The sequence below is a fragment of the Ponticoccus sp. (in: a-proteobacteria) genome (genome assembly GCF_048381735.1).
In genome coordinates this window covers 30882-56241 of record NZ_JBLXGL010000007.1, presented here as the reverse complement: position 1 = coordinate 56241, position 25360 = coordinate 30882, and the positions used below count along the sequence as shown (strand labels likewise).

Sequence of the window (25360 nt, the reverse complement as noted above, 5' to 3'; positions counted from 1 at the left end):
GTCCACCCCACTGAACAACCCGATCCATCCACTTCCAATCGTAAGGAGAATTCACATGGAAGGCGATCTCGCACACATCGGCGCAGGCCTCGCAGCAATCGGTTCCGGCGCAGCCGCAATCGGTGTGGGCAACGTGGCTGGCAACTTCCTTGCCGGCGCTCTGCGCAACCCCTCGGCGGCTGCCTCGCAGACCGCGACCCTCTTCATCGGCATCGCATTCGCGGAAGCGCTGGGCATCTTCGCCTTCCTCGTTTCGCTGCTGCTGATGTTCGCCGTCTAAGCCAGTCTTTTCCGACTGATCCTTACGCGCGGGCGGTTCGGGGCCAAATGCCCTGAATCGCCCGGACGACGATCCCGAAATCCCTTCCGACGGAGGACAACATGGCGACTGAAACCCCCGGGGCCGATCACGCCGCACAGGCCGTCAGCGCCTGCGTCGATTCATACGGGTCTGCCATCGGCATGCCGCAGCTTTGCGGCGAATGGATCGGCAACCAGGTGTTCTGGCTGATCATCACGCTGGTGGTGATCTACTTCATTCTGGCACGCATCGCGCTGCCCCGCATCGCCTCTGTCCTGGCCGAGCGTCAGGGGACGATCTCGAACGACATCGCCGCCGCCGAAGCGCTGAAGCGCAAGGCAGAAGAGGCGGAAAAGGCCTATGACAAGGCCCTCGCCGACGCCCGCACCGAAGCGCAGGTGATCGCGCAGAAGACCCGCGACGACATCAAGGCGGACCTCGCCAAGGCCATCGAGAAGGCCGACGCAGAGATCGCCGCGAAATCCGCCGAATCCGAGCAGGCGATCGCCGAGATCCGCGCAAGCGCGCTGGAGAACGTGCAGGTCGTCGCCAAGGACACCGCCGCCGCCATCGTGCAGGCGCTGGGTCACAAGCCGGATCAGGCCCGCATCGACGCCGCCGTCGACGCCCGCATGAAAGGCTGAACCGCGATGAAAAAGCTTGCCATTCTCGCCCCCGCCACCCTGATCGCCGCACCGGCACAGGCTGCGTCCGGCCCCTTCTTCTCGCTGGCCAACACCGACTTCGTGGTGCTGATCGCCTTCATCCTGTTCCTCGCCGTGCTGGTCTACTTCAAGGTGCCCGGCATGCTGGGCAAGCTGCTGGACAAGCGCGCCACGGACATCCAGTCGGAACTGGACGAGGCCCGCACCCTGCGTGAAGAGGCGCAGGCGCTTCTGGCCTCCTATGAGCGCAAGAGCCGCGAAACCCAGGAGCAGGCCGACCGCATCGTCGCCCATGCCAAGGCAGAGGCCGAGCAGGCCGCCGTTCAGGCCCGCGAGGACCTGAAGCTCTCCATCGAGCGCCGCCTGCAGGCCGCCGAGTCGCAGATCGCCTCTGCCGAAGCCTCGGCCATCAAGGATGTGCGCGACCGCGCCGCCGCCGTGGCCGTGGCCGCTGCCCGCGAGGTGGTTGCCGAGCAGATGAGCGCCGAGGACCGCAACCGGCTCATCGACGATTCGATCGCGACGGTGGGTGCCAAGCTGCACTGATCCGCCGTCCGGCATCCCGACACAAAAAGACCCGGCCTTCCCGCGAAGGCCGGGTCTTTTGCTGTGTGGGGGCGGGGGGCAACACGGGGCGCCCCTGAACCGGCCCCCTGAAAATGACAAACCCCCGAAAGGCCTAGGCCCCGGGGGTCGTCGTGTGACTTCAGTGCTGAAGACGGCGCTTTAGCTCAGAGGAGCCCTTCGCGCTGGGCCTTTTTACGAGCCAGCTTGCGGGCGCGGCGAATCGCCTCGGCCTTTTCACGGGCCTTCTTCTCGGAGGGTTTCTCGAAATGCTGCTTGAGCTTCATTTCGCGGAAAACGCCTTCGCGCTGCAGCTTTTTCTTCAGGGCACGGAGCGCCTGATCGACATTGTTGTCGCGAACACTGACCTGCATGTGGTTGTCACCACCTTTCTAGATTGAAGTTGCAAGGAATTGCAGGAGGTGGCCGTATAGCAAGCAATGCCCTATTTGTCCAGTACGAGCGCTGCGACCCAAGGAGACCGCCATGCCAGACACGACCGACCGCCTGCTGGACGCCATCCTGCCCCATGTGCCCTTCGACGGCTGGACCGAAACCGCCTTCCGCGCCGCGCTGGCCGAGGCCGGTGTCGACCCGGTGGTGGGGCGGGGCCTCGTGCCGCGCGGCGCCCTGGACCTCGCCGCAGCCTATCACCGCCGGGGCGACGCGGCCATGGTACAGGCGCTGTCCGGCGCCGATCTCGAGGGCATGCGCTTCCGCGACAAGGTGGCCCATGCGGTGCGCCTGCGGCTGGAACAGGCCGGCGACAGGGAGGTGGTGCGCCGCGGCACGACCCTGTTCTCTCTGCCCCACCACGCGCCGGAAGGCGCCCGGCTGCTCTGGGGCACGGCGGATGCCATCTGGACGGCTCTGGGCGATACTGCCGACGACGTGAACTGGTACACCAAGCGGGCGACTCTGTCGGGCGTCTACGGCGCCACGGTGCTGTACTGGCTGGGGGACGACTCGCCCGATCATGCCGATACCTGGGCCTTCCTCGACCGCCGCATAGCGGACGTCATGCAGATCGAGAAGGCCAAGGCCCAGCTGCGCGACAACCGCGTCCTCGGCACGCTCCTGGCCGGGCCGCTGAAGCTGATGGAACGGATCCGCCCGCCCGCAGCGCAGCGGCGCGACGATCTTCCGGGCGGCCGCCCCCTGGCCTGACGCGCCGCCGCCCCAGACGATCCAGCCCCCTGTGCTTCTTCTTGGTAAAAATACCCTCGGGGGTCCGGGGGCTGGCCCCCGGTCGCTGCCTTGCCACCGGCGCAGCAGCTGATAGCACTGAAAGAAACGGAGCCGATCCATGACAGATACCATGCGCGCCATAGAAATCACCGAAGCGGGCGGACCGGAGGTCCTGCGCCTGACCACGCGGCCCGTGCCGCGCCCCGCCGCCGGGCAGGTGGTGATCCGCACCGCCTACGCCGGGGTCAACCGACCGGATGCGCTGCAGCGCGCGGGCAGCTACGCCCCACCCCCCGGCGCCTCGGACCTGCCCGGGCTCGAGGCCTCTGGCGAGGTGGTGGCCGTGGGTGCGGGGGTGGACTGGCCGCAGGTCGGCATGCAGGTCTGCGCGCTGCTGCCCGGTGGCGGCTACGCGGAATACGTGGCCACGCCCGCCGCGCATTGCCTGCCGGTGCCCGAGGGCATGGACCTGAAACAGGCGGCCTGCCTGCCGGAAACCTTCTTCACCGTCTGGACCAATGTCTTCCAGCGCGGCGGATTGCGCGCCGGCGAACGCTTCCTCGTGCACGGCGGGTCCAGCGGCATCGGCACCACGGCGATCCAGCTCGCGGCGCATTTCGGCGCGCGGGTCTTCGCCACGGCGGGATCGGCGGATAAATGCGCGGCCTGTACCGGGCTCGGCGCCGAACGGGCGATCAACTACCGCGAGGAGGATTTCGTCGAGATCCTGCGTGCCGAGGGCGGCGCGGACCTGATCCTCGACATGGTCGGCGGCGATTACCTGCCCCGCAACGTGAAGGCCCTCGCCGACGACGGGCGGCTGGTGCAGATCGCCTTCCTGCAGGGCCCGAAGGTGGCGCTGAACTTCGCGCAGGTCATGACGCGCCGCCTGACGATCACCGGCTCGACCCTGCGGCCGCAGAGCGACCTGGCCAAGGCCCGCATCGCCGAGGCGTTGCGCGCCGAGGTCTGGCCGATCCTTTCGACCGGGCGGATCGCGCCGGTGATGGATTCCGAGTTCCCGCTGGACAAGGCCGCCGAGGCGCATGCGCGGATGGAAGGCTCCACCCATATCGGCAAGATTGTCCTGAAGGTGGCGTGACCGGCTCGGGTGGGTCTGTGACCCACCCATGCAGGGCGCAGGCGGGTCACCGACCCGCCCTGCGGGTTCAGCGCCAGTCGAAGAAGCCGGGTCCGGCCCGCTCCAGAAGCTCTGCGGCAAGGGCGCGGCCCATGGCGGCGCCCTCGGCTACGGGGCCGCTGCGTGTGCCGGCGTGGGCGACGGAACCGTCGGGCCGCAGGACCTGCCCGCGCAGGTGCAGCCTGTCGCCGTCAAGCTCTGCCAGCCCGGCAATCGGCGTCTCGCAGGACCCGTCCAGCGCGGCAAGGAAGGCGCGTTCCGCGGCAAGGCGCTGCGCCGTGGGGGTGTCGTGGATCGCGGCCAGCATCACCGCCACGCGGGCATCCTCGGCGCGGCGTTCGATCCCGATGGCGCCCTGCGCGATGGCGGGCAGCATGTCCTCGGGTGCGATCGGGGTGGCGGGCACCTCGGTCAGCCCCATGCGCTTCAGCCCGGCGCAGGCGAGGAAGGTTGCCTGTGCGACCCCGTCTTCCAGCTTCTTCAGGCGGGTCTGCAGGTTGCCGCGGAACTCGACCACTGTCAGGTCGGGCCGCCGGTGCAGCAGTTGCGCGCGGCGGCGCAGCGACGAGGTTCCTACCACCGCGCCCTGCGGCAGCCCCGCGATGCCGCCGCCCGCCGGGCTGATGAAGGCGTCGCGCACGTCCTCGCGCGGCAGGTAGCAGTCCAGCACAAGGCCCGGGGGCTGCTCGGTCGGCATGTCCTTCATGGAATGCACGGCGATGTCGATATCGCCCGCCGCCAGCTGTTCCTCGATCTCGCGGGTGAACAGACCCTTGTTGCCGATCTCTTTCAGCGGGCGGTCGGCCTCGATCATGGCGCGGTTGTCGCCGGTGGTCTTGATCACCACGATCTCGAAGGCCTCTTCCGTCAGGCCATGGGCCGTGGCGAGGCGTGCGCGGGTTTCATAGGCCTGGGCCAGCGCCAGCGGAGAGCCGCGGGTGCCGATGCGAAGCGGGGCGTCGAGGGTGGGCAGATCGGTCATGGGCCATGGCTTAGCGCGGGTCGCGGGGAAAGGGAACACGGGCTTTGCCCTGCGACACCTTGGCCCGGAGGAGGCCCGGGTTACCTTGCCCGGGGGCGCGCGGCTTGACACGCGCGCGGGCAGGGCCGAGACCCGTGGCCAAGAGAGAGGTACAGAGCATGACGAAAACCATCCTGCGGGCCCTCGCGGGCGAAACCCTTCCGGTGCCGCCGATCTGGATGATGCGGCAGGCCGGGCGTTACCTGCCCGAATACAAGGCCACCCGCGCCGAGGCCGGGGACTTCCTGTCGCTGTGCTACAACCCCGAGCTGGCCACCGAGGTCACCTTGCAGCCGCTGCGGCGCTACGGCTTTGACGCGGCGATCCTGTTTGCCGACATCCTGCTCTTGCCGCAGGCGCTGGGGGCCGACCTGTGGTTCGTCACCGGCGAGGGGCCGCGGCTGTCGACCGTGACCACGCAGGCGGATTTCGACAAGCTGGGCCGGGGCGAGATGATCCACGACAGGCTGTCGCCGATCTACCAGACGGTGCGCAACCTGTCGCAACGGCTGCCGGAGGACGTGACGCTGATCGGCTTCGCCGGGGCGCCCTGGACCGTGGCGACCTATATGATCGCCGGGCAGGGGACCAGGGACCAGGGGCCGGCGCATGCGCTGAAATCCGAGAACCGCCCGCTCTTCGAGGCGCTGATCGAGCGGCTGACCGAGAGCACCATCGACTACCTGTCGGAACAGGTGAAGGCGGGCGCCGAGGTGGTGAAGCTCTTCGACAGCTGGGCCGGATCGCTGAACGGCGAGGACTTCCGCCGCTACGCGCTGGAGCCCGCGCGGATCATCACGCAGGAGCTGAAATCGCGCTTCCCCGGCCTGCCGGTCATCGCCTTCCCGCGCGAGGCGGGCGAGGGCTATATCGGCTTCCACGAGGCGACGGGCGCCGATTGCGTGGCGCTGGACAACTCCGTGACGCCGGAATGGGCGGCGGAAAAGGTGCAGGTTTCGGGCTGCGTGCAGGGCAACCTTGCCAGTGCCCATATGGTCACCGGCGGCGAGGACCTGGTGCGCGAGACGCGCCGCGTGGTCGAGGCCTTCTCGGGCGGCCCGCATATCTTCAACCTGGGCCACGGGATCACGCCGGACGCGAAGCCGGAGAACGTGCAGCTGATGATCGATACGGTGCGCGGGACGTGAAGGCGGTGGGGGCTCTGCCCCCGCTTCGCTCCCCCGGGGATATTTGGGGACAGAAGAAACGGGGGCGCCTCGGGCGCCGGGTGGCCCTTCGCCTGGCCGTTCGGTTTCTACCGGCGGCCCCAGCGGACGCGGCGGCCGGGGGCGGGCGCGGATTTCTGCTGTTCGCGGATGAAGACGAAGAGGCCCGCGCCGACGATCAGGGCGCAGCCGGCCCATGTGGCGGCAGAGGGCCATTCGCCGAAGACGGACCAGCCCCAGAGGATGGCCAGCGGCAGGCCGATGTATTCGAAGGGCGCGATCACGGCGGCATTGGCCATGCGGTAGGCGGCGCTGAGGCAGTAGCCCACGACGCCCGAGCATAGCCCGAGGCCCAGGAAGACCGGCCAGTCGCCCGGCGCGGGCCATTGCCAGGCGCGCAGCAGGAAGGTCAGGCTTTCGTTTGTCGTGGCCTCGGCGAAGCGGCCGTCGCCCGCCACGAGGAAGAAGCCCGCCGAGACAATGAGGAAGGTGCCCTGCGTGTAGACCGCCATGGCCGAGGCCCGGGTCGTCACGCCAAGGCGGCGCGTCAGCACCTGCATCAGCGCGTAGAGCAGCGCCGCGATCACCGGCAGCAGCAGCACGAGGCGCGAGACCCCGGGGTCGGACGTCCACGGCTGTTGCATGAGGGCGACGCCGATCAGGCCGATCAGCACGGCGGTCAGGCGCGGCGCGCCGACCTTTTCGCCCAGCATCGGGATCGACAGCAGCGTGATAAACAGCGGCGCCACGAAGAACAGCGCCGTGGCCTGCGCCAGCGGCAGCACCGCGACGGCGGCGTAGAAGGTCATGTTGGCGCCGACCACCAGTGCGCCGCGCAGGGCGTGGATGGCGGGGGTCTTCGTGCGCAGGATGGAGGGCCCGCCTTCGGCCATGACGAAGCCCATGGTGAAGACCAGGCCGATGGCGGAGCGGAAGAACACCATCTGGTGCAGCGGGTATCCCGCCGACAGCACCTTGATCAGCAGGTCGTTCACAGAGATCACCGCGACGCCGAGGCAGATCAGCGCGATCCCCAGCGTCGGGCGGTCCGTGGCTTGGGTCATGCCCCCGGGCTACGCGCTGGCGCGGCGCCGCGCTATCCCGAAAGCGACAGAAACTGGCAGCTGCACAGATCCTGTGCCTTGCATGGCGAACCGATCCGTCTAGTTTTCGCCCACACTTGAGAACGGAGGCCCGAGGATGGCCATGGTCGATGTCCGCGATGTGCGGAAGGTTTACGACGGCGGGTTCGAGGCGCTGAAGGGCGCCTCTCTGCAGATCGAAGAGGGCGAGATCCTTGCCCTGCTCGGCCCCAACGGGGCGGGCAAGACAACGCTGATCTCGGCGATCTGCGGCATCACGGTGCCGAGTTCGGGGTCGATTTCCGTGGGTGGCCATGACGTGGTCACGGATTACCGCGCCGCGCGCAACCTGATCGGGCTGGTCCCGCAGGAGATCAACCTGGAACCCTTCGAGAAGGTCCACAACACGGTGCGGTTCTCGCGCGGGCTGTTCGGCAAGCGCCACGATGCGGAGTTGCAGGAAAGGCTGCTGCGGCAGCTGTCGCTGTGGGGCAAGCGCGATGCGCAGGTGAAGGAGCTGTCGGGCGGCATGAAGCGCCGGGTGCTGATCGCCAAGGCGCTGGCGCATGAGCCCCGGGTGCTGTTCCTCGACGAGCCGACCGCGGGCGTCGACGTGGAACTGCGGCGCGACATGTGGAACATCGTGGCCGAGCTGAAGGCGCAGGGCGTGACGATCATCCTGACCACCCATTACATCGAAGAGGCCGAGGCCATCGCCGACCGCATCGCTGTGATCAACAAGGGGCAGGTGCTGTTGGTCGAGGACAAGGCCAGCCTGATGACCCGCATGGGCCGCAAGGAGCTGCGGATCGACCTCTACGAGCCGATCGCGGAGATCCCCGGGACGCTGGCGGACCATGACCTGACCCTGTCGCAGGACGGGCAGGCGCTGACCTATGCTTATGACACGCAGGCCGACCGCACCGGCATCGGGCGGCTGATGGCAGCCCTGTCGGAGGCAGGGCTGGCGGTGCGCGACGTGTCGACCGCGCAGAATTCGCTGGAGGATATCTTCGTGAAACTCGTCGCCGAGCAGGCCTCCGGTCAGGAGGATGCGGCATGAACTGGACCGCCGTCCTGTCGATCTACCGCTTCGAGATGGCGCGGTTCTTCCGCACCATCCTGCAAAGCTTCATCTCTCCGGTGATCTCGACCTCGCTGTATTTCGTCGTTTTCGGCGCCGCCATCGGGTCGCGCATCGACGAGGTCGAGGGCGTCAGCTATGGCGCCTTCATCGTGCCGGGCCTGATCATGCTGAGCGTCATGAGCCAGGCGATCTCGAACGCCTCCTTCGCGATCTACTTCCCGAAATTCATCGGCACGATCTACGAATTGCTCTCGGCGCCGATCAACTTCCTGGAAATCGTGCTGGGCTATGTCGGCGCGGCGGCGACCAAGGCGCTGTTCATCGGGGTGGTGATCCTTGCGACCTCGGCGCTTTTCGTCGACCTGCAGATCCTGCACCCGGTGGCGATGCTGGCCTTCCTGGTGCTGACCTGCATCAGCTTCTCGCTTCTGGGCTTCATCATCGGCATCTGGGCAAAAAGCTTCGAGCAGCTGCAACTGGTGCCGCTTCTGGTGGTGACGCCGCTGGTCTTCCTTGGCGGGTCCTTCTATTCGATCTCGATGCTGCCGCCGGCATGGCAGACGGTGACGCTGTTCAACCCGGTGGTCTACCTCGTGTCCGGCTTCCGCTGGAGCTTCTTCGGCATGGCGGATGTGCCCGTGGGCCTGTCGCTGCTGGCAATCCTCGGCTTCACGGCGCTCTGTCTCGGGGTGATCTGGTGGATCTTCCGCACCGGCTGGCGAATCCGCAGCTGAGGGCGCCGTCCGGGGCGGGCGAGACCCGCCCCGTGGGGTGTCGTGGTGCCTGGCCCGGTCAGTCCAGAAGCATCGTTTCGACAGGGGCGGGGCGCGGCGCGGGGTCCGGCTGGGACAGGCTCTGCGACAGCAGCATTGCGCCGCCCAGCAGGGCGATGGAGGTCACGGGAAGGATAAGGACGAGGGGGTTCACGGCGGCTTTCTCCGGCGGGTGGCGTGTCAGGTGATACGCAGCGCCGCCGGGGATCCGTCGCCGGTTATGCCGTCGCGACCTGACCGCGTCCGCGCAGGGCCATGTCCGTGACGATGCCGCCCGCCCACATCGCGCAGAGCGCAACCCATGCCGTGCCCGCAAAGACCGAGGCCCCGGTGACGCCGTTGCCGATGGCGCAGCCGCCCGCCAGCATCCCGCCGAATCCCATCAGCGCCGCGCCGATCATGGCGTTGCGCATGGGGGTCGGGCCTTCGAACCCCTGGAACCGCAACTCTCCGGCCAGCAGGGCTGAGAGGAAAGAGCCCAGCACCACGCCGGGCACGAGGCCGATGTCGAATTCCAGTGCCGCATGGCGGTCGAGGAAGAACATCAGCGTATTGGCGGAGGGGCCGGTGAAGGTCAGGCTTTCGACGGCGACCGGCTCGAAGGCGGACAGCGACAGCGCGTAGGTCAGATACCACCCCAGTGCCACGGCAAAACCCACGCCCGAGGCGAAGACCAGCCGCCGCGCGCCGATCCGGTTGCGGCGCGACAGGACCAGTGCCAGCAGCGCCGTGGCCAGCCCAAGCACCAGCCCGGCGCCGTCGGGCAGGTGCAGGGCGGGCAACAGGTCGAGGTTGCGGCCGCCCGGCGTGATCCAGAGCGCGGCCAGCCGGTCGCGCAGCGGTGCCAGCCAGCCGGTCAGCGCCATCTGCGCCACCACCGCGAAGATCAGGCCCGACACGACCGAGCGCAGGTTTCCGGTTGCCGCCAGCACCAGCAGGCGGCCCGAACATCCGCGCGCCAGCACCATGCCGGCGCCGAACAGCAGCCCGCCGATCACCGCGCCGGACCAGCTGCCGGGGACGGCCAGCATCCGCGCGTCGCCGACCTCGAACAGGCCCAGCAGGCGCGCGCCCTGCACCCAGACCAGCGCGGTCGAGAAGGTCAGCAGCCAGACCGCCACCTTGTCGCCCAGCCCGCCGCGCGCGAATTCGACCACCGCCGCCCGCAGGCAAAAGCGCGAGCGCTGCGCCGCCACGCCGAAGACGACGCCGGTGATCAGTCCGAAAAGCGCCGCCGTGGGCGCCTCTCCGATCCGGTCGAGCAGCGGAACGATGTCCATGAGGGCCTCCTGTCCCGAGGGAATGCGGAGGATATGGCAGGGGCAGGGCGCCCGCGTCTTGATACAGATCAGGAAAGGCGAATGTTTTCCCGCTGTCCCGCTGTCCCGCTGTCCCGCTGTCCCGCTGTCCCGCTGTCCCGCTGTCCCGCTGTCCCGCTGCCGGGCTGGCGCTTCGGTGTCGCGCGATCCGGCAGGCGGGCCGCGCCCGGTCGCAAAGGCGGCGTTGCCTGGTCAGTCCAGCGGTTTCGCCAGATACAGCGCCTGTCCCCGGGGCAGCATGCGGTGGTCGCGCAGGGCCTGCCAGCCGCAGGCGCGGGCGATCTGCGCCACGTCGTGGGCCAGCACATGGTAGGGCGGGCGCAGGGCATGGGTCACCACCCCGTCGGGCTGGCGCACCGGACCGGCGGCGGCCTCGGCATCGGGGGCGAGGAAGACGGTGAAGAAGACCGTTTCCAGCGCGGGAAAGCGGCGCAGGTTCGTCAGCGCGCGCGGCAGGTAGCCCGGCGGCAGATGCGGGAAGACCGCGAAGGCGATGGCATGGGTGATCGTGTCCGGCAGGCCGGGGAAAGCGAATTCCGCATCCTCGATCAGGTGGCTTTCCGGCAGGCGTCCGGGGTCGTCCAGTTCCATGGCGTGCCCGGCCAGCAGCAGTGCCCGCGAGGCGTCGGTGGCGTGGTAGTGGCCGGGGTCGAGCCAGGGCACCGCCTTGCAGCCCAGCCGCAGGGCGCCTGCGCCGATATCCAGCAGGTGGTGATGCGGCTTCAGACCGTGATCGCGCAACAGGGCCATCTGCGCCCGGCCGGTTTCATCCCAGCGCCCGCCGACGATGGCGCGGTGACGGCCCTCTGCGATGGCCTTGGCGTGGAAATCCTGTGCGTCATACGGGTTGATCATGACGCGGCCTCTGCGCCCGCCGCATGCGCCCGTCAAGCGAAACCGCATGCAGGCCCGCCTTTGTGAGGCGCGCCCGACATGCACTGTCGCTTCCGGCGCAGACTCGCGGTGCCCGGCGGGCCTATCTGTAGGGCCGTGAGGGTCTGGCAGAGGTCTGGAGGCGCGGCGATGACGGAGGGAAGCGACGGGCTGCAGGGGGATGCCGCCGCGAACGGGCTGGCCGGTCTTGCGGGGGTGCTGGCGGCCATGCCGGTCGTGGCCAATGCGGACCACGCCCCGCTGGAAGGCGGAGAGGATCCGGCCTTCGGCACCCTGCGCTGGCGCACGCTGTTCAGCGCCGACCGCACCGCCACCAGCGGCATGACCATGGGCGTCGCCGAGTTCGGCCCCGGGGGCACGCTGCTGCCGCACCGCCACGGCCCGGCAGAGATCTACTACGGCCTCTCGGGGCGGGGCACCGTCACCGTGGACGGCGTCGCGCATGACCTGACGCCGGGCGTGGCGCTGTTCATTCCCGCCGAGGCCGAGCACGGCACCGTGGCGGGCGACGCGGGGCTGCGCTTTCTCTACGTCTTCCCGCGCGACAGTTTTGCCGAGGTCGAATACAGGTTCAGCGCGTCCACGGCCTGAGCCTTGTGCGCTGGCGCAGGCAAAAGCCTCTCGCCAGTGCCCGGTTCCCGGCGTAATGCAAAAGCCATGACACCGGTTCCCCTGCACGAGGCGCGGGCCCTGCCGATCTGGCGGCGCCCGCGCACGCTCCTTTTCATGATGGCCATTGCCATGCCGCTCAGCTTCGCCACCTGGTCGGCGCTGCTGAACAACTTTGTCATCGAGGTCGCGGATTTCGACGGTGGCGACATCGGCTGGCTGCACACGGTGCGCGAGATCCCGGGCTTCCTCGCCATCGGGGTGATTCTGGTGATCATGGTGATGCGCGAGCAGGTGCTGGCGCTGCTGTCCCTAGCCCTTCTGGGGGTGGCGACGGCGGTGACCGCGTGGTTCCCGACCATGGGCGGGATCCTCTTCATCACGCTCTTCAGTTCCATCGGGTTCCACTACTACGAGACGGTGAACCAGTCGCTGCAGCTGCAATGGCTGCGCAAGGAGGTGGCGCCGCAGGTGCTGGGCTGGCTGATCGCCGCCGGATCGGGCGCCACGCTGGTGGCCTACGGGCTGATCGTCATGACCTGGGAGGCCTTCGGCCTGTCCTACAACACGGTCTACATGGCCTCGGGCGGGGTGACGCTGCTGATCGTGGCCTATTGCGCGCTGGCCTTCCCGCAGTTCGAAAGCCCGAACCCGCAGGTCAAGAAGTTCATCCTGCGCAAGCGCTACTGGCTGTATTACGCGCTGCAGTTCATGTCGGGCGCGCGGCGGCAGATCTTCGTGGTCTTCGCGGGCTTCATGATGGTCGAGCGGTTCGGCTTCGAAGTCCACGAGGTGACAGCGCTCTACCTGATCAACCTCGTCGCCAACATGATGATCGGCCCGGTCTTCGGCCGCGCGGTCTTCAAGTTCGGCGAGCGCAACACGCTGACCTTCGAATACATCGGGCTGGTGGGGGTCTTCCTTCTGTATGGCGGGATCTACTGGTTCGGCTGGGGCGTGCTTCTGGCCTCGATCCTCTATGTCGTGGACCACATGTTCTTTGCCATGGCGCTGGCGCTGAAGACCTACTTCCAGAAGATCGCCGACCCGGGCGATATCGCGCCCACCGCCGCCGTGGCCTTCACCATCAACCATATCGCGGCGGTCTTCCTGCCTGCGGCGCTGGGGGTCCTCTGGCTGGTCTCGCCGGGCTCCGTGTTCCTTCTCGCGGCGGGGATGGCGGCCACCAGCCTGTGTCTGGCGCTGCTGATCCCGCGCCACCCCGAACCGGGCAACGAGACGATCTTCTGCCGGATGCAGGCGGCTCCGGCGGAATAGGCGACGGCAGCGGGGGCTCTGCCCCCCGGCCTGCGGCCGCCCCCCGGGATATTTGCGGACAGAAGAAGGGCGGGACGCGGTTCTCTGGAGGGCTGGGCCTTCTCGGCCTCCCGGCGCGGGATCAAGGCGATGTCGCGCATTCTGCCGGTGGCGCGGCGCATGGCCTGGGTCCAGGCTTCGCAGCGCTTGACCTTCGCCCCCGCTGCGCCTACCCGCTGACCAACCCCAGACGGAGTCCCGCCATGCCCACCTTCACCGCTTTCACCAAGCTTTCCGACAAGGACGCCGCCGAGGCCCTGGGCGAGGCGATGGAGGGCATGGACCCGGAACCCACCGGCGTCGGCGTCTTCGAGATCGAGGACGGCTCCGGCACCTGGGAAGTCGGCGGTTATTTTCTGGAAGAGCCGGACGGCGTGGAACTGGCGCTGCTGGCGGCGGGCTTTGCCGCGAAGCCCTTCGTGGTCTCCGAAGTGCCGGACACCGACTGGGTCGACAAGGTCCGGCGCGAGCTGACCCCGGTCGTGGCGGGGCGCTTCTTCGTCTACGGCAGCCATGACGCCGACAAGATCCCCGAAGGCTCGGAGCCGCTGCTGATCGAGGCCGCCATGGCCTTCGGCACCGGGCACCATGGCACCACGCAGGGCTGCCTCGAATCGCTGGACGCGCTGGCCGCAGAGGGCTTCACCGGGCGCAGCGTTGCGGATATCGGCTGCGGCACGGCGGTTCTGGCCATGGCGGCGGCGCGGATCTGGCCGGATCCGGTCATCGCCTCGGACATCGACGCGGTTGCCGTCGAGGTGGCCGAGGCCAACGTGCGGGCCAACGGGCTGGAGGGGCGCGTGACCTGTGTCGAGGCGGCAGGCTTCGACGTGCCGGCGCTGGCGGAGCGGGCGCCCTACGACCTGGTCTTCGCCAATATTCTCAAGCAGCCGCTGATCGATCTTGCGCCCGACATGGCGGCGTATCTTGCCGCCGGGGGTTATGCCATTCTCTCGGGTCTGCTGACGCGGCAGGCCGAAGAGGTCGTGGCCGCCTATGCAAGCCAGGGCATCCACGAGAAAACCCGCCGCGTGATCGGCGACTGGGTCACGCTGACCTTGCAGAAACCGGCGTGATGCAAGGCGCGCTTGCGTCGAAACTGCGTTAAATTGAAGGCGTCGCCCAAGTATCGCCACAATCAGGGGCTAATTCTCGACATATCCGGTGGGGGCCGGAGCATACGAGACTGCCATGAGCGACGCCCTTACCAATTTCCGCAAGCGTGACGCGGCGCTGCGCAAGAAACACCTGCGCATGGCGCGCGGGTATCGCAACAGGCTGAAGAGCGACGGCCTGATCGTTCAGGAACCCGACGACAAGCTGGGCGATATCGGCCTGCGCCTGCTGAGCTTTGCCCTGGTTGTCTTCATGGGCTTCAAGGTGATGGTGCTGACCGGGCTCGGCGCCGAGGCCTACAGCCTGCATCTGGCACATCTGGCAGAGGGCTCTGTCTACGAGCGCGCCGGTGCCTGGCTGATGCAGATCGACCCGGTCACCCGGGCGCTTGCCGCGCTGGTTGCACCGCTTTTCGCCTGATCCGCACAGCCTTGCCCGCGACAGTTGAAAAGGCCGCATCCTGCCCTCGGGCGATGCGGCCTTTTTCTGCGGGGCAGACGTGAAAAAGGGTCCGGTTCCGCCAACGAACTCGGCGGAACCGGACCCTGTCTGGCTGCCCGCTCAGCGGCGGGCGATGGTCTCGATGTCGCCGCGGGTCAGGCCGATGTCTTCCAGCTCGCGATCCGACAGCGCCATCAGCGTCTTGCGGGTCAGGCGCCGGTCGTTCCAGGCGGAAAAGGCGGCAAAGGCCGAGGCGAGCAGGCTGCGCTTGGGCTCGGTGGTCCCGTAGGTCCGCACTGCGGCGTTGAACAGGCCGCCGATGCCAGCGGCAGAGCCCGCGTTGGCAATGGGGCGATCAGAGTAATAGGCCATGGGGCTCTCCTTCATCAGGGGTGGCGTTCGTTTGCAAAGCGCACATAGATTGGGCGATTTGCTCCGGCAAGGCGCGCAAAATGCATAGGCGCCATGCAGTTCCGTCATGCCGTCGGAGGAGGTTAAGCCGCTGTTATGACTGGCAGAAATCCGCCTGAAAACATGTCGTTTGCGGACCATGAAGTGGCGCGAATGGACAAGGTCTGTCGCGAAGGGGTGACGGAGCGTCGCCTTTGACCTTTCACGCATTGGCCTTGGCGTTTGTTCTTCTTTCGTGCTAGTCGTGGCGCAATAACAACAAAGTGAGGCAGCGATGCGGATACTGGGCATCGATCCGGGGCTGCGGAACCTCGGCTGGGGGCTGATCGAGTCGCAGAACGGCAAGCTGAGGCATCTGGCGAACGGCACCTGCCGCACCGCCAAGGGCGATCTGGCACAGCGGCTCTTGTCGCTGCACCGGCAGCTGTCCGAGGTCTGCGCCCGTCTCGCGCCGGATACGGCGGCGGTCGAACAGACCTTCGTCAACAAGGACGCGGTGGCGACGCTGAAGCTGGGCCAGGCGCGGGCGATCGCGCTGCTGGTGCCGGCGCAGTTCGGCCTGGCGGTCGGGGAATACGCGCCCAATCAGGTCAAGAAGACGGTTGTGGGCGTGGGTCATGCGGACAAGGCGCAGATCCAGCACATGGTGAAGATGCAGCTGCCGGGCGCCAGTTTCGACAGCGCCGACGCGGCGGATGCGCTGGCCATCGCCATCTGCCATTCCTTCTACGGCGCCGGCACGGCGCTGCGGGTGAAGGCATGATCGGGCGCATCGCGGGGCAGGTCGTCTACAAGGGCGAGGATCACGCGCTGATCGACGTGCGCGGCGTGGGCTACGTGGTCTATTGCACCGACCGGGTGCTGGGGGGGCTGGCGCCGGGCGAGGCGGCGGCCTTGTTCACCGACCTGATGGTGCGCGAGGACCTGTTGCAGCTCTACGGCTTTCCGACGCTGGTGGAAAAGGAATGGTTCCGCCTGCTGATGACGGTGCAGGGGGTCGGCGCCAAGGCGGCGCTGGCGATGCTGGGCGCGCTTGGGCCGGACGGCGTCAGCCGCGCGCTGGCACTGGGCGACTGGACCGCCATCAAGGCGGCGAAGGGCATCGGCCCGAAGACCGCCCAGCGGGTGGTGAACGAGCTGAAGGACAAGGCGCCGATGGTCATGGCGATGGGGGCGGGCGCTGCCGTCGCCGCGCCGTCTGCGGCCCCGGACGCAGATGCGGTGATCGAGCCCGCCGCGCCTGTCGCGCCCGCCCCGATGCCTTCGGCCTCGGCCCAGGCCGAGGCATTGTCGGCGCTTGGCAACCTGGGCTATGGCCCGGGCGAGGCGGCGGGCGCCGTGGCACAGGCGGCGGGCGAGGCGCCAGAGGCGGACACCGCGGCGCTGATCCGCGCGGCGCTGAAGCTCTTGGCGCCGAAGGGCTGACGGCGGGGACGGTGGGTCGCGGACCCACCCTACGAAGTGAGGCGGGGACAGCGGGCCAAAGACCCGCGCCGCGCAGAGTGAGGCAAGGCCATGGAACCGGACCCGACACTGAGGCCCGAACCGATCCCCGAGGATCGCGACCGCGCGCTGCGCCCGCAGATGCTGACCGACTTCGTCGGCCAGGCCGAGGCGCGCGCCAACCTGCGGGTCTTCATCGACAGCGCCCGGCAGCGCGGCGAGGCGATGGACCACACACTGTTTCACGGCCCGCCGGGCCTTGGCAAGACGACGCTGGCGCAGATCATGGCGCGCGAGCTGGGGGTCGGCTTTCGCATGACCTCGGGCCCGGTGCTGGCCAAGGCGGGCGATCTTGCGGCGATCCTGACCAACCTCGACGCCCGCGACGTGCTGTTCATCGACGAGATCCACCGCATGAATGCCGCCGTCGAAGAGGTGCTTTACCCGGCGATGGAGGATTACGAGCTGGACCTCGTGATCGGAGAAGGACCGGCAGCGCGCACGGTCAGGATCGAGTTGCAGCCCTTCACGCTGGTCGGGGCTACGACCCGGCTGGGCCTGCTGACGACGCCCCTGCGCGACCGCTTCGGCATCCCGACGCGGCTGAATTTCTACACGGTGCCCGAGCTGGAGGTCATCGTGAACACCAACGCGGCCAAGCTGGGCGTGCAGATGCAGGGCGACGGTGCGCTGGAGATCGCGCGGCGTTCGCGCGGGACGCCCCGGATCGCCGGGCGGCTGCTGCGGCGGGTGGTGGATTTTGCCGTGGTCGAGGGCGGAGGTGTGGTGACGCAGGCGCTGGCCGACAATGCGCTGACGCGGCTGGGTGTGGATTCCATGGGGCTGGACGGTGCGGACCGGCGTTACCTGCGGCTGATCGCCGAGAACTACGGCGGCGGCCCGGTGGGGATCGAGACGCTGTCGGCGGCGCTCTCGGAAAGCCGCGATGCGCTGGAGGAAGTGGTCGAGCCCTACCTGCTGCAACAGGGGTTGATCCAGCGCACCCCGCGCGGTCGGATGCTGGCGGCCAAGGCCTGGACGCATCTTGGACTGGCCGCGCCGAGGCCGCCGGGGCAGGGCCAGTTGTTCGGGGACTAGCGCGCCGTTGCGCGCCCGGCGCCCCCCGGCTCAGCGATAGCCCGCGCGTTCGATGCGGCGGGTGCGGCGTTCCTCTCCGGACTGGTAGATCAGCACCCAGGCCAGCGCGATGAACATCGGGTGCGTCAGGCCGCCCGAGAGCAGGATCGCCGGGATCCAGATCAGGAAGACGATGATCGACAGGATGGGCCGCCCGGTCAGAAGGATCGACAGGGGCGGCAGGAAAAGGGCCAGGACATAGTTCATCTGTGCAGGCTCCGGACTTGGCGGCGGGCCAGGGGCGCGCCGAATGTTACGATTGTTTACATTAGATAGCGCGGAATCGCCGCCTGTGAAGGGGCGGCGTCCCGCAATGACCCGAAACCGGCCCCTGCGCGGCGCCCCCGGTGAGGGGCGGACAGGGGCGGAGGGCGGGCGCGATTGAAAGGGCATGCGCTATCCGCCCGGCCGCCGCTTGCCATCGCCATGCTCTGCCCCCACCTCGATGGCGTGGCGTGGCGTGGCGTGGCGTGGCGTGGCGTGGCGTGGCGTGGCGTGGCGTGGCGTGGCGACGGGCCGGGGCGTCGGGGGGGCGATCACATGGCCGGGCTTGATCGCAGCCGCGTATTGCGGTATATGCGCGCCCGTCGACAAGGCGCAAACGCCGCGAGCAGGGATCGGGCAGGGTCGGGTTTTCACCGGCCCTTCTTGTTTTTGTGTGTTGTCCCGTATCGTGGGCGCCTTCAGTGACCAAGCCAGACCGGCGGAGACAACCGCCCGGCCAGTAAAACCGTTGAAAAGGAACATGGAGCCACATGGCTAACGCAACCATGGAGGAATTCGAGGCCCTCCTTAATGAAAGCCTCGAAATGGACACGCCGGATGAAGGTTCGGTGGTCAAGGGCAAGGTCATCGCCGTCGAAGCGGGCCAGGCCATCATCGACGTCGGCTACAAGATGGAAGGCCGCGTCGATCTCAAGGAATTCGCAAACCCGGGCGAGAACGCCGACATCTCCGTCGGTGACGAAGTCGAGGTCTTCCTGCGCGCCGCGGAGAACGCCCGTGGCGAAGCCGTCATCTCGCGCGAGATGGCCCGCCGCGAAGAAGCCTGGGACCGTCTGGAAAAGGCCTATGCCGACGACGCCCGCGTCGAAGGCGCGATCTTCGGCCGCGTCAAGGGTGGCTTCACCGTCGACCTCGGCGGCGCCGTGGCCTTCCTGCCCGGTTCGCAGGTTGACGTGCGCCCCGTGCGCGACGCCGGCCCGCTGATGGGTCTCAAGCAGCCGTTCCAGATCCTCAAGATGGACCGTCGCCGTGGCAACATCGTTGTGTCGCGCCGCGCGATCCTCGAAGAAAGCCGCGCCGAGCAGCGCGCCGAAGTCATCGGCAAACTGCAGGAAGGCGATGCGGTTGACGGCGTGGTCAAGAACATCACCGAGTACGGCGCATTCGTCGACCTCGGCGGCGTTGACGGCCTGCTGCACGTGACCGACATGGCATGGCGCCGTGTGAACCACCCCTCCGAGATCCTGTCGATCGGCGAGACCGTGAAGGTCCAGGTCATCAAGATCAACAAGGAAACCCACCGTATCTCCCTCGGCATGAAGCAGCTGCAGGAAGATCCGTGGGATCTGGTGGCGGTCAAGTACCCGCTGGCCTCGGTCCACAAGGGCCGCGTGACCAACATCACCGATTACGGCGCATTCGTTGAGCTGGAAGCCGGTGTCGAAGGCCTCGTTCACGTCTCGGAAATGTCCTGGACCAAGAAGAACGTGCACCCCGGCAAGATCGTGTCGACCTCGCAGGAAGTCGACGTCATGGTGCTGGAAATCGACCCGACCAAGCGTCGCGTGTCGCTGGGCCTCAAGCAGACCATGCGCAACCCGTGGGAAGTCTTCTCCGAGACCCACCCCGAGGGCACGCAGGTCGAGGGCGAAGTCAAGAACATCACCGAATTCGGTCTGTTCATCGGCCTCGAAGGCGACATCGACGGCATGGTTCACCTCTCCGACCTCAGCTGGGACCAGCGTGGCGAAGAGGCGATCCAGGAATACCGCAAGGGCGACATCGTTCAGGCGGTCGTGTCCGAGACCGACATCGAGAAAGAGCGTATCTCGCTCTCGATCAAGGCTCTGGGCGGCGACAAGTTCGCCGAGGCGACCGGCGGCGTGCGTCGCGGTTCCATCGTGACCGTCGAAGTGACGGCCATCGAGGACGGCGGCATCGAGGTGGAATACGAAGGCATGAAGTCCTTCATCCGCCGCTCCGACCTGTCGCGGGATCGTGCCGAACAGCGCCCCGAGCGTTTCTCGGTCGGTGACAAGATCGACGTCCGCGTCACCAACATCGACATGAAGACCCGCCGTCTGGGCCTGTCGATCAAGGCACGCGAGATCGCCGAAGAGAAAGAGGCCGTGGAACAGTTCGGCTCCTCCGACTCCGGTGCGTCGCTGGGCGACATCCTCGGCGCGGCTCTGAAGCGCGACGAGTAAGCGACCCCGCTTCTCTGGAACACGGAAAAGGCCCCCGCGCGGGGGCCTTTTTCTTTGGTTCCGCCCTGTGCGGTGCCGCGCAGGCTGGCCATCCCGCGCCGCGGCAGGAGGCGGGGATCTGCGATTCCCTCTCGCCAAGGCCTGCCGATTTTGCTTTCCTCCAGAGCGGATTTTGCGGGAGGACATCATGTCGAGATTTCTGGCACTTGGTCTGGCACTCGGTCTTGCGGCGCCCCTTGCGGCGCAGGAGCAGATCGTCATTCCCGATGACAGCACCGAATACCGGCAAGAGCGCGCGCCCGCCGGCGGCACCGGGCTGACCATGAAGGCGGTTACGGTCAAGGGCCAGAACCAGCTGCGCGGGCGCTACGGCTCTGCCTGGCAGGCGGCCGAGGTGCAGCAGCGCGCGGCCATGACCTGCGACGAGGCCGGGATGCGGATGATCTACTTCAAGCCGGGCAAGACGGATGAGCAGGGCCGCACGGAATTCGCGGCGGTCTGCCAGTAGCGCGGGGCAAATTCCTTCGAAGGAATTTGCAAATCCCGTCCACGGGATTTCGCCCCGCCCCGTGCGGGCGTTCTATTCTATCAGCATGCGGACAGGGACTGATTCTGGCGCGCCGCCCTGATCGCCGGCCCCGGTCCGCATCGGGCGCCAGCCCGGGCTTCGGAGGCTGCGGTGGACCGGCATCGGTGCCTCGCGGCACCGCATGTCCTTTGCCGCTCTGAATGCGGCGCCACCTGGCGGCGGCCCGGGCCCTCGCAAAGGGGGGGCAGGGGCCTCGACGGCCCCTGCCCGGGACTGGTCAGTGGGCCAGCTGGTCGTGCAGAATGTCCGTGCCGCTCCAGTCTGCGGGATAGTAGGTCGGCCAGTTGGTCAGTTCCTTGAGCACTTCGGCCCGATCGTCGCCGGTATAGATGTGGTAGTGCGACACCTTCTCGGGCGCGATGCGGTGATCGCTGAACTGGATGAAGCCCGGCGCCTCGGCGTCGCCACCGGCCTTGCGGAAGATGTAGCGCACGCCGCGGCTGCCGCTGTCGTAGGTCAGGATCTCGTATCCGTCCGAGACGTAGTCCGCGCCATAGCTGCCCTCCGGGCTGGAGAAGGTCACGCGGCCGTTTTCGATGTCGATGGCGTTGACCTCGGTTGCGTAGCCGACCTCGTAGTACGCGCGGTAGGCCTCGGCGGTCTTCTCGCCGGACTCGGCCTTCTTCGCCATCGCCGGGTCGAGCGTGCCGTCCAGCAGGTAGGGCAGCACGGACTGCCAGGCGCCCTCCCAGTCGGAAAGGGCGCGCGGGGCGACCTGTGAATCCTCGAATTGGCCGGCGTGAACCCGCTCGGCGGCTTCGTCCGCGTGGTCGTGCCCATGGTCGTGTCCGTGATCGTGGCCGTGGTCGTGACCGGCGTGGTCATGGGCCTTGTCCGTCGTTTCTGCCATCAGCGTCAGGGGCAGGGCGGCGAGGGCGGCAGCGGCCATCAATCGCGTGAAATGGGGGGTCATGTCGGTCTCTCCGATATGTTATGAAATAACATTGCACTGAGTAGCCCGAGAAGGCCCGCTCTGCAAGCCGCATTCGTCGCGGCCTGGCCGCCCGGCCGTCCCTCCCGCGCCCGAATCGCCCGCCGGAAGGCATCGCCCGGGTGCTTTACGGCGCGCGCCGATTGCGGGCGCAGAGGGCGTCAACCCTGCCAATCGCGGGCGACGAGGCCCCAAACCGCTGCAAGACCTTGCTTTTCCGCCCTTTATGACTGTTTCCGTTTCGCATGTCGCTGCGTATAGTTCGCCAAAGCTGCGGGAGAACCCGCGCCGCCTCAGGGGGAATGTGCCAAGATGATCCGCTCCGAACTTATCCAGAAGATTGCGGACGAGAACCCGCACCTGTATCAGCGGGATGTCGAGAGGATCGTGAACACGATCTTCGAGGAAATCACCAATGCCATGGCCCGGGGCGACCGGGTCGAGCTGCGGGGCTTCGGGGCCTTTTCGGTCAAGAAGCGGGATGCCCGGACCGGCCGCAACCCTCGCACCGGCGAGGCCGTGGAGGTCGAGGAAAAGCATGTCCCCTTCTTCAAGACCGGCAAGCTTCTTCGGGACCGCCTGAACGGAAAGTGACGCATGCGCTATATCCGCTATGCCATCTACGCCATCCTCCTGATCGTCCTGACGGTTGTCTGCGTGGCGAACCTGGAGCCGGTGACGCTGAGCACCCTGCCCGAGGGTCTGGCCGCGATTCCCCAGATCGGCTGGCTTGGCGTGTCGGTGCAGCTGCCGCTTTTCGCGGTGGTGCTGGGCGGGCTGCTGCTGGGCTTCGCGCTGGGTGAGCTTTTCGAGTGGCTGCGGGAATACAAGTACCGCTCGGAAGCCAGCCGCAAGGGCAGCGAGGTCCGCAAGCTGGAGCGCGAGCTGAAGAAGACCCAGGCCGAGCGTGACAAGGACAAGGACGAGGTCCTGGCGATTCTGGACCAGTCGCGCTGAGCTTGCGGCGGGTGGGGTGACCCCCCGCCCTGCGCCCGATCGTCCTGTCTGACGGCGCGGGCTGACGAGGCTTGCGTTGAAAGGGGGTCGGGGGCTCTGCCCCCGCGCGTGCGCGCTCCCCCGAGGTATTTTGAGACCAAAGAAGCAGGGGACTGCATGGCGGATGTGCGCGTCAAGATCTGCGGCCTGAAGACGTCTGACGACGTGGCGGTGGCGGCAGAGGTCGGGGCGGCCTATGGCGGCTTCGTATTCTTTCCGAAAAGCCCGCGGCATCTGGAGATCGCCGAGGCGCGGGCCCTGGCGCAGGCGGCGCCGGTCGGGCTGGCGAAGGTGGCGCTGGTCGTCGATGCGGATGACGCCCTGCTGGATGCGCTGTGCGCAGCGGTGCCGCTGGACATGCTGCAGCTGCACGGGCGCGAGACGCCGGAGCGGGTGTCCGAGGTGCGGGCGCGCTACGGCCTGCCGGTGATGAAGGCGGTGGGGGTCGGTGGCGCGGCGGATCTTCCGGCGCTGGATCGCTATTCCGCCGTCGCGGATCAGATCCTTGTCGATGCCAAGCCGCCGAAGGGGGCCGAACTGCCCGGCGGCAATGGGCTTGCCTTCGACTGGCGGTTGCTGGCCGGGCGGCGCTGGACGCGGCCCTGGATGCTGGCGGGGGGTTTGACGCCCGAGGTGGTCGGGCGGGCCGTCGAGCTGACCGGGGCGCCGCAGGTGGATGTCTCTTCGGGGGTGGAGGTTGCGCGGGGCGTCAAGGACCACGGTCTGATCCGCGCTTTCGTGAAGGCCGCGCAGGCCGTGCCGGTGCCGCGCCTGTAAGCCGCCTTGCCGGTTGCGGGGGCTGCGGGCGGATTATTGCGGCATCAGCGGGCCTGCCGCGGGATCCGGGCGCCGGTTATGTGGGACCAGAGGTGCGGAGACGTCCTCTGTCGGGGGCCGCGCAGGGGACCCGGGTCCGGGGCGTCACAGGATGTCGAGCACGCGCTCTGGCGGGCGGCCGATCACGGCGCCCTTTTCGGCAAAGGCGAGGGGGCGTTCGATCAGCTTCGGCTCTTCCGCCATGGCCGCCAGCAACGTCGCTTCGTCGCTGTCGGGGGACAGGCCGCGCGCCTTGAAGGCCGGTTCCTTGATCCGCATCATTTCCATCGCCGTCAGCCCCAGCCGGGCCTGCGCCGCGCGCAGCTCTGCCAGGGTGGGCACGTCCTCGAGGTAGCGGCGTTCGGTCACCGCGACGCCGCGGGCCTGCAGCAGCGCCAGCGCCTCGCGCGATTTCGAGCAGCGCGGGTTGTGCCAGAGGATCACAGCCATTCCGACCGCCCTGTTCCGACCGCCTGCGCCACCGAGGCAAAGCCGTCCCGCGCCAGAAGCGCGTCGAGGCCCTGCGCGATCTCCTGCACGAGGCTCAGCCCGCCGTAGACCAGCGCTGTGTAGAGTTGCACCGCCGAGGCCCCGGCGCGGATCTTGGCATAGGCCTGCTCTGCCGAGCTGACGCCGCCCACGCCGACCAGCGGCAGGGTGCCGCCGGTCAGCTCTGACAGCCGCGCCAGCACCCGGGTCGAGCGTTCGAAGAGCGGCGCGCCGGACAGGCCGCCCGCTTCCGAGGCGAAGGCCGAGTGCAGGCCGTCGCGCGCCAGCGTAGTATTTGTGGCGATGATGCCGGAAATGCCGGTCTCTGTCGCGACTTCGGCCACATCCGACAGCCCGGCCTCGTCGAGGTCGGGGGCGATCTTCAGGAAGACCGGAATCGGGCGTTCCAGCCCGGCGCGGGCCGCCATGACGCCCTCCAGCAGCGCCACCAGCGCCTCGCGGCCCTGCAGGTCGCGCAGCTTCTCGGTGTTCGGAGAGCTCACGTTGACGGTCGCGAAATCGAGATTGGGCCCGCAGCGTTCCAGCACCCGGGCGAAATCGGCGGCGCGGTCGGCGCTGTCCTTGTTGGCGCCGAGGTTCAGCCCCAGCACCATGTCGCGCGGACGGGTCATCAGGCGCCCGGCGATGGCCTCCATCCCGTCGTTGTTGAAGCCGAAGCGGTTGATCGCCGCGCGGTCCTCGGTCAGGCGGAAGAGGCGCGGTTTCGGATTGCCGGGCTGCGGGCGCGGCGTCGCGGCGCCGACCTCGATAAAGCCGAAGCCCGCGCGCGACAGGCCCTGAAGCGCGGTTGCATTCTTGTCGAAGCCCGCCGCCAGGCCGATGGGGTTCGGCAGCGCCAGGCCCGCCAGCGCGCAGCGCAGCCGGTCCGAGGTCACAAGCCCGGGCGCGGGGGCGGCGCCGATCTGCAAGGCGCGGATCGCGAGGCCATGGGCCGTTTCCGGGTCCATGCGGCGCAGGAAGGCCAGCCCGGCCTGTTCGACGATCTTCATGCGAAGCCCTCCGGGAACCTGTGGGCGCCCGCCTCCAGCGGCAGGGGCTGGCACCAGACCACATCCTCCAGCCTGAGCGGCCCGTAGAGATGCGGGAATTCCGCCCCCCCGCGCGAGACTTCCCACGTCAGCGCGGCGCCCAGGCGGTCACTGTCCAGCGCGGCGAGGAACAGCCCCTCGGCCCCGGCGAAGTGCTTGGCCGCCGTTTCGCGCGCCTGTTCGGCGGTGGAGAAATGGATGAAGCCGTCGGCGACGTCGACGGGCGCGCCGGGGGTCTCTTTGTCAGAGCGCAGGGCGGCCCATTCCTCGGCCCGGAGAATCTTGTAGATCAGCATGGCCCGCTTTTGGCCCGGACCGTGCCGGGGGGTCAAGCGGGCCGTCGCGCCGGATCGCAGGCCCTGTGCCGGGGGCGTCCGGCAGCA

32 protein-coding genes are annotated in these 25360 nt (G+C 68.1%); 20 read left to right on the top strand and 12 right to left on the bottom strand.

Features of this window, described 5'->3' with window-relative positions; translation table 11 throughout:
* The first annotated feature begins 55 nt into the window (after positions 1–55).
* From ACN5KJ_RS13265 to ACN5KJ_RS13255, 3 genes are all read left to right on the top strand, one after another.
* A complete protein-coding gene (locus ACN5KJ_RS13265) occupies positions 56–280 on the top strand; it encodes a F0F1 ATP synthase subunit C (protein WP_005981269.1) in 225 nt (74 codons plus the stop codon).
* Positions 281–381: 101 nt separating this feature from the next.
* Positions 382–945, top strand: coding sequence for a F0F1 ATP synthase subunit B' (locus ACN5KJ_RS13260; RefSeq protein WP_206563181.1), 564 nt, complete (start codon positions 382–384; stop codon positions 943–945).
* A 6-nt stretch (positions 946–951) separates the two neighbouring features.
* Positions 952–1512, top strand: coding sequence for a F0F1 ATP synthase subunit B (locus ACN5KJ_RS13255; protein WP_206563182.1), 561 nt, complete (start codon positions 952–954; stop codon positions 1510–1512).
* Positions 1513–1697: 185 nt separating this feature from the next.
* On the opposite strand, the gene rpsU is transcribed toward ACN5KJ_RS13255, so the two are convergent.
* Positions 1698–1904: a 30S ribosomal protein S21 gene (gene rpsU, locus ACN5KJ_RS13250; RefSeq protein ID WP_005614280.1), complete on the bottom strand. Its 207-nt coding sequence runs from the start codon at positions 1902–1904 to the stop codon at positions 1698–1700.
* Positions 1905–2016: 112 nt separating this feature from the next.
* On the opposite strand from rpsU, the gene ACN5KJ_RS13245 reads away from it, so the two are divergent.
* Both ACN5KJ_RS13245 and ACN5KJ_RS13240 read left to right on the top strand, forming a co-directional pair.
* Positions 2017–2697, top strand: a complete 681-nt coding sequence (locus ACN5KJ_RS13245) for a COQ9 family protein (protein ID WP_418594529.1) — start codon at positions 2017–2019, stop codon at positions 2695–2697.
* A 139-nt stretch (positions 2698–2836) separates the two neighbouring features.
* Positions 2837–3820, top strand: coding sequence for an NAD(P)H-quinone oxidoreductase (locus ACN5KJ_RS13240; RefSeq protein ID WP_418594527.1), 984 nt, complete (start codon positions 2837–2839; stop codon positions 3818–3820).
* Between the two features lie 67 nt (positions 3821–3887).
* Here ACN5KJ_RS13240 and hemC read toward each other — a convergent pair whose 3' ends face one another.
* Complete coding sequence (gene hemC, locus ACN5KJ_RS13235; protein ID WP_418594526.1) at positions 3888–4841, bottom strand: hydroxymethylbilane synthase; 954 nt, start codon at positions 4839–4841, stop codon at positions 3888–3890.
* A 158-nt stretch (positions 4842–4999) separates the two neighbouring features.
* On the opposite strand from hemC, the gene hemE reads away from it, so the two are divergent.
* A complete protein-coding gene (gene hemE, locus ACN5KJ_RS13230; RefSeq protein ID WP_418594524.1) occupies positions 5000–6028 on the top strand; it encodes a uroporphyrinogen decarboxylase in 1029 nt (342 codons plus the stop codon).
* 107 nt (positions 6029–6135) lie between these two features.
* Here the strand turns inward: hemE and ACN5KJ_RS13225 are convergent, their stop codons facing one another.
* A complete protein-coding gene (locus tag ACN5KJ_RS13225) occupies positions 6136–7110 on the bottom strand; it encodes a DMT family transporter (protein ID WP_418594523.1) in 975 nt (324 codons plus the stop codon).
* A 136-nt stretch (positions 7111–7246) separates the two neighbouring features.
* On the opposite strand from ACN5KJ_RS13225, the gene ACN5KJ_RS13220 reads away from it, so the two are divergent.
* Together ACN5KJ_RS13220 and ACN5KJ_RS13215 are read left to right on the top strand one after the other, a co-directional pair.
* Entirely contained in the window at positions 7247–8191 is a 945-nt protein-coding gene (locus tag ACN5KJ_RS13220) for an ABC transporter ATP-binding protein (protein ID WP_347166616.1), read from the top strand.
* Positions 8188–8949, top strand: a complete 762-nt coding sequence (locus ACN5KJ_RS13215; protein WP_206563188.1) for an ABC transporter permease — start codon at positions 8188–8190, stop codon at positions 8947–8949. Before ACN5KJ_RS13220 ends, ACN5KJ_RS13215 begins: the two co-directional genes overlap by 4 nt.
* Before the next feature lie 58 nt (positions 8950–9007).
* Here ACN5KJ_RS13215 and ACN5KJ_RS13210 read toward each other — a convergent pair whose 3' ends face one another.
* The 3 genes from ACN5KJ_RS13210 to ACN5KJ_RS13200 all read right to left on the bottom strand — a co-directional run bounded on the left by ACN5KJ_RS13210 (position 9008) and on the right by ACN5KJ_RS13200 (position 11162).
* Complete coding sequence (locus tag ACN5KJ_RS13210; protein ID WP_418594522.1) at positions 9008–9142, bottom strand: hypothetical protein; 135 nt, start codon at positions 9140–9142, stop codon at positions 9008–9010.
* Positions 9143–9206: 64 nt separating this feature from the next.
* Positions 9207–10268, bottom strand: coding sequence for a YeeE/YedE family protein (locus ACN5KJ_RS13205; RefSeq protein WP_418594520.1), 1062 nt, complete (start codon positions 10266–10268; stop codon positions 9207–9209).
* 231 nt (positions 10269–10499) lie between these two features.
* Complete coding sequence (locus ACN5KJ_RS13200; protein ID WP_418594519.1) at positions 10500–11162, bottom strand: class I SAM-dependent methyltransferase; 663 nt, start codon at positions 11160–11162, stop codon at positions 10500–10502.
* A gap of 168 nt (positions 11163–11330) precedes the next feature.
* Here ACN5KJ_RS13200 and ACN5KJ_RS13195 point away from each other — a divergent pair, with 168 nt between their 5' ends.
* From ACN5KJ_RS13195 to ACN5KJ_RS13180, 4 genes are all read left to right on the top strand, one after another.
* On the top strand, positions 11331–11792 hold the full coding sequence (locus tag ACN5KJ_RS13195; protein WP_418594517.1) for a cupin domain-containing protein: 462 nt from the start codon (positions 11331–11333) through the stop codon (positions 11790–11792).
* 66 nt (positions 11793–11858) lie between these two features.
* Positions 11859–13088 (top strand): MFS transporter, encoded by a 1230-nt coding sequence (locus ACN5KJ_RS13190; RefSeq protein WP_418594515.1) that lies wholly within the window; start codon positions 11859–11861, stop codon positions 13086–13088.
* Positions 13089–13330: 242 nt separating this feature from the next.
* Positions 13331–14203: a 50S ribosomal protein L11 methyltransferase gene (locus ACN5KJ_RS13185; RefSeq protein WP_418594513.1), complete on the top strand. Its 873-nt coding sequence runs from the start codon at positions 13331–13333 to the stop codon at positions 14201–14203.
* A gap of 115 nt (positions 14204–14318) precedes the next feature.
* The gene (locus ACN5KJ_RS13180; protein ID WP_347166623.1) at positions 14319–14663 is read left to right on the top strand and encodes a hypothetical protein; all 345 of its coding nucleotides are present in this window, start codon (positions 14319–14321) and stop codon (positions 14661–14663) included.
* 141 nt (positions 14664–14804) lie between these two features.
* On the opposite strand, the gene ACN5KJ_RS13175 is transcribed toward ACN5KJ_RS13180, so the two are convergent.
* Entirely contained in the window at positions 14805–15056 is a 252-nt protein-coding gene (locus tag ACN5KJ_RS13175) for a DUF1127 domain-containing protein (RefSeq protein WP_347166624.1), read from the bottom strand.
* A gap of 313 nt (positions 15057–15369) precedes the next feature.
* Between ACN5KJ_RS13175 and ruvC the strand changes: the two genes are divergently transcribed.
* The 3 genes from ruvC to ruvB all read left to right on the top strand — a co-directional run bounded on the left by ruvC (position 15370) and on the right by ruvB (position 17636).
* Positions 15370–15858: a crossover junction endodeoxyribonuclease RuvC gene (gene ruvC / locus ACN5KJ_RS13170; protein ID WP_347166626.1), complete on the top strand. Its 489-nt coding sequence runs from the start codon at positions 15370–15372 to the stop codon at positions 15856–15858.
* A complete protein-coding gene (gene ruvA / locus ACN5KJ_RS13165; RefSeq protein WP_418594512.1) occupies positions 15855–16520 on the top strand; it encodes a Holliday junction branch migration protein RuvA in 666 nt (221 codons plus the stop codon). Before ruvC ends, ruvA begins: the two co-directional genes overlap by 4 nt.
* Positions 16521–16610: 90 nt before the next feature.
* Positions 16611–17636: a Holliday junction branch migration DNA helicase RuvB gene (ruvB, locus tag ACN5KJ_RS13160; RefSeq protein ID WP_418594510.1), complete on the top strand. Its 1026-nt coding sequence runs from the start codon at positions 16611–16613 to the stop codon at positions 17634–17636.
* A gap of 30 nt (positions 17637–17666) precedes the next feature.
* Here the strand turns inward: ruvB and ACN5KJ_RS13155 are convergent, their stop codons facing one another.
* Complete coding sequence (locus ACN5KJ_RS13155; protein WP_418594508.1) at positions 17667–17882, bottom strand: hypothetical protein; 216 nt, start codon at positions 17880–17882, stop codon at positions 17667–17669.
* Between the two features lie 548 nt (positions 17883–18430).
* On the opposite strand from ACN5KJ_RS13155, the gene rpsA reads away from it, so the two are divergent.
* Entirely contained in the window at positions 18431–20107 is a 1677-nt protein-coding gene (gene rpsA / locus ACN5KJ_RS13150) for a 30S ribosomal protein S1 (protein WP_206563197.1), read from the top strand.
* A 187-nt stretch (positions 20108–20294) separates the two neighbouring features.
* Positions 20295–20615 (top strand): hypothetical protein, encoded by a 321-nt coding sequence (locus ACN5KJ_RS13145; protein ID WP_206563198.1) that lies wholly within the window; start codon positions 20295–20297, stop codon positions 20613–20615.
* Positions 20616–20913: 298 nt separating this feature from the next.
* Here the strand turns inward: ACN5KJ_RS13145 and ACN5KJ_RS13140 are convergent, their stop codons facing one another.
* Positions 20914–21609, bottom strand: a complete 696-nt coding sequence (locus ACN5KJ_RS13140) for a ZinT family metal-binding protein (protein ID WP_418594506.1) — start codon at positions 21607–21609, stop codon at positions 20914–20916.
* Between the two features lie 330 nt (positions 21610–21939).
* Between ACN5KJ_RS13140 and ihfB the strand changes: the two genes are divergently transcribed.
* The 3 genes from ihfB to ACN5KJ_RS13125 all read left to right on the top strand — a co-directional run bounded on the left by ihfB (position 21940) and on the right by ACN5KJ_RS13125 (position 23400).
* Positions 21940–22221, top strand: coding sequence for an integration host factor subunit beta (ihfB, locus tag ACN5KJ_RS13135; RefSeq protein WP_023849055.1), 282 nt, complete (start codon positions 21940–21942; stop codon positions 22219–22221).
* A gap of 3 nt (positions 22222–22224) precedes the next feature.
* Positions 22225–22584, top strand: a complete 360-nt coding sequence (locus tag ACN5KJ_RS13130) for a lipopolysaccharide assembly protein LapA domain-containing protein (protein WP_418594504.1) — start codon at positions 22225–22227, stop codon at positions 22582–22584.
* Positions 22585–22740: 156 nt separating this feature from the next.
* On the top strand, positions 22741–23400 hold the full coding sequence (locus ACN5KJ_RS13125) for a phosphoribosylanthranilate isomerase (protein WP_418594502.1): 660 nt from the start codon (positions 22741–22743) through the stop codon (positions 23398–23400).
* Between the two features lie 144 nt (positions 23401–23544).
* Here ACN5KJ_RS13125 and arsC read toward each other — a convergent pair whose 3' ends face one another.
* Genes arsC through ACN5KJ_RS13110 form a run of 3 tightly spaced genes read right to left on the bottom strand, consistent with a single transcriptional unit; the run spans position 23545 to position 25273 of the window.
* On the bottom strand, positions 23545–23889 hold the full coding sequence (arsC, locus tag ACN5KJ_RS13120; protein ID WP_418594500.1) for an arsenate reductase (glutaredoxin): 345 nt from the start codon (positions 23887–23889) through the stop codon (positions 23545–23547).
* Entirely contained in the window at positions 23880–24938 is a 1059-nt protein-coding gene (locus tag ACN5KJ_RS13115; protein ID WP_347166634.1) for a quinone-dependent dihydroorotate dehydrogenase, read from the bottom strand. The genes arsC and ACN5KJ_RS13115 overlap by 10 nt, the downstream gene beginning before the upstream one ends.
* A complete protein-coding gene (locus ACN5KJ_RS13110; protein WP_418594498.1) occupies positions 24935–25273 on the bottom strand; it encodes a DUF952 domain-containing protein in 339 nt (112 codons plus the stop codon). The genes ACN5KJ_RS13115 and ACN5KJ_RS13110 overlap by 4 nt, the downstream gene beginning before the upstream one ends.
* Positions 25274–25360 lie beyond the last annotated feature (87 nt).

What these genes read in the sequence shown, in the direction of transcription:
- ACN5KJ_RS13265 (WP_005981269.1), top strand. Translation starts at nt 56, where the DNA reads ATGGAAGGCGATCTCGCACACATCGGCGCAGGCCTCGCAGCAATCGGT.
- ACN5KJ_RS13260 (WP_206563181.1), top strand. Translation starts at nt 382, where the DNA reads ATGGCGACTGAAACCCCCGGGGCCGATCACGCCGCACAGGCCGTCAGC.
- ACN5KJ_RS13255 (WP_206563182.1), top strand. Translation starts at nt 952, where the DNA reads ATGAAAAAGCTTGCCATTCTCGCCCCCGCCACCCTGATCGCCGCACCG.
- rpsU (WP_005614280.1), bottom strand. Translation starts at nt 1,904, where the DNA reads ATGCAGGTCAGTGTTCGCGACAACAATGTCGATCAGGCGCTCCGTGCC.
- ACN5KJ_RS13245 (WP_418594529.1), top strand. Translation starts at nt 2,017, where the DNA reads ATGCCAGACACGACCGACCGCCTGCTGGACGCCATCCTGCCCCATGTG.
- ACN5KJ_RS13240 (WP_418594527.1), top strand. Translation starts at nt 2,837, where the DNA reads ATGACAGATACCATGCGCGCCATAGAAATCACCGAAGCGGGCGGACCG.
- hemC (WP_418594526.1), bottom strand. Translation starts at nt 4,841, where the DNA reads ATGACCGATCTGCCCACCCTCGACGCCCCGCTTCGCATCGGCACCCGC.
- hemE (WP_418594524.1), top strand. Translation starts at nt 5,000, where the DNA reads ATGACGAAAACCATCCTGCGGGCCCTCGCGGGCGAAACCCTTCCGGTG.
- ACN5KJ_RS13225 (WP_418594523.1), bottom strand. Translation starts at nt 7,110, where the DNA reads ATGACCCAAGCCACGGACCGCCCGACGCTGGGGATCGCGCTGATCTGC.
- ACN5KJ_RS13220 (WP_347166616.1), top strand. Translation starts at nt 7,247, where the DNA reads ATGGCCATGGTCGATGTCCGCGATGTGCGGAAGGTTTACGACGGCGGG.
- ACN5KJ_RS13215 (WP_206563188.1), top strand. Translation starts at nt 8,188, where the DNA reads ATGAACTGGACCGCCGTCCTGTCGATCTACCGCTTCGAGATGGCGCGG.
- ACN5KJ_RS13205 (WP_418594520.1), bottom strand. Translation starts at nt 10,268, where the DNA reads ATGGACATCGTTCCGCTGCTCGACCGGATCGGAGAGGCGCCCACGGCG.
- ACN5KJ_RS13200 (WP_418594519.1), bottom strand. Translation starts at nt 11,162, where the DNA reads ATGATCAACCCGTATGACGCACAGGATTTCCACGCCAAGGCCATCGCA.
- ACN5KJ_RS13195 (WP_418594517.1), top strand. Translation starts at nt 11,331, where the DNA reads ATGACGGAGGGAAGCGACGGGCTGCAGGGGGATGCCGCCGCGAACGGG.
- ACN5KJ_RS13190 (WP_418594515.1), top strand. Translation starts at nt 11,859, where the DNA reads ATGACACCGGTTCCCCTGCACGAGGCGCGGGCCCTGCCGATCTGGCGG.
- ACN5KJ_RS13185 (WP_418594513.1), top strand. Translation starts at nt 13,331, where the DNA reads ATGCCCACCTTCACCGCTTTCACCAAGCTTTCCGACAAGGACGCCGCC.
- ACN5KJ_RS13180 (WP_347166623.1), top strand. Translation starts at nt 14,319, where the DNA reads ATGAGCGACGCCCTTACCAATTTCCGCAAGCGTGACGCGGCGCTGCGC.
- ACN5KJ_RS13175 (WP_347166624.1), bottom strand. Translation starts at nt 15,056, where the DNA reads ATGGCCTATTACTCTGATCGCCCCATTGCCAACGCGGGCTCTGCCGCT.
- ruvC (WP_347166626.1), top strand. Translation starts at nt 15,370, where the DNA reads ATGCGGATACTGGGCATCGATCCGGGGCTGCGGAACCTCGGCTGGGGG.
- ruvA (WP_418594512.1), top strand. Translation starts at nt 15,855, where the DNA reads ATGATCGGGCGCATCGCGGGGCAGGTCGTCTACAAGGGCGAGGATCAC.
- ruvB (WP_418594510.1), top strand. Translation starts at nt 16,611, where the DNA reads ATGGAACCGGACCCGACACTGAGGCCCGAACCGATCCCCGAGGATCGC.
- ACN5KJ_RS13155 (WP_418594508.1), bottom strand. Translation starts at nt 17,882, where the DNA reads ATGAACTATGTCCTGGCCCTTTTCCTGCCGCCCCTGTCGATCCTTCTG.
- rpsA (WP_206563197.1), top strand. Translation starts at nt 18,431, where the DNA reads ATGGCTAACGCAACCATGGAGGAATTCGAGGCCCTCCTTAATGAAAGC.
- ACN5KJ_RS13145 (WP_206563198.1), top strand. Translation starts at nt 20,295, where the DNA reads ATGTCGAGATTTCTGGCACTTGGTCTGGCACTCGGTCTTGCGGCGCCC.
- ACN5KJ_RS13140 (WP_418594506.1), bottom strand. Translation starts at nt 21,609, where the DNA reads ATGACCCCCCATTTCACGCGATTGATGGCCGCTGCCGCCCTCGCCGCC.
- ihfB (WP_023849055.1), top strand. Translation starts at nt 21,940, where the DNA reads ATGATCCGCTCCGAACTTATCCAGAAGATTGCGGACGAGAACCCGCAC.
- ACN5KJ_RS13130 (WP_418594504.1), top strand. Translation starts at nt 22,225, where the DNA reads ATGCGCTATATCCGCTATGCCATCTACGCCATCCTCCTGATCGTCCTG.
- ACN5KJ_RS13125 (WP_418594502.1), top strand. Translation starts at nt 22,741, where the DNA reads ATGGCGGATGTGCGCGTCAAGATCTGCGGCCTGAAGACGTCTGACGAC.
- arsC (WP_418594500.1), bottom strand. Translation starts at nt 23,889, where the DNA reads ATGGCTGTGATCCTCTGGCACAACCCGCGCTGCTCGAAATCGCGCGAG.
- ACN5KJ_RS13115 (WP_347166634.1), bottom strand. Translation starts at nt 24,938, where the DNA reads ATGAAGATCGTCGAACAGGCCGGGCTGGCCTTCCTGCGCCGCATGGAC.
- ACN5KJ_RS13110 (WP_418594498.1), bottom strand. Translation starts at nt 25,273, where the DNA reads ATGCTGATCTACAAGATTCTCCGGGCCGAGGAATGGGCCGCCCTGCGC.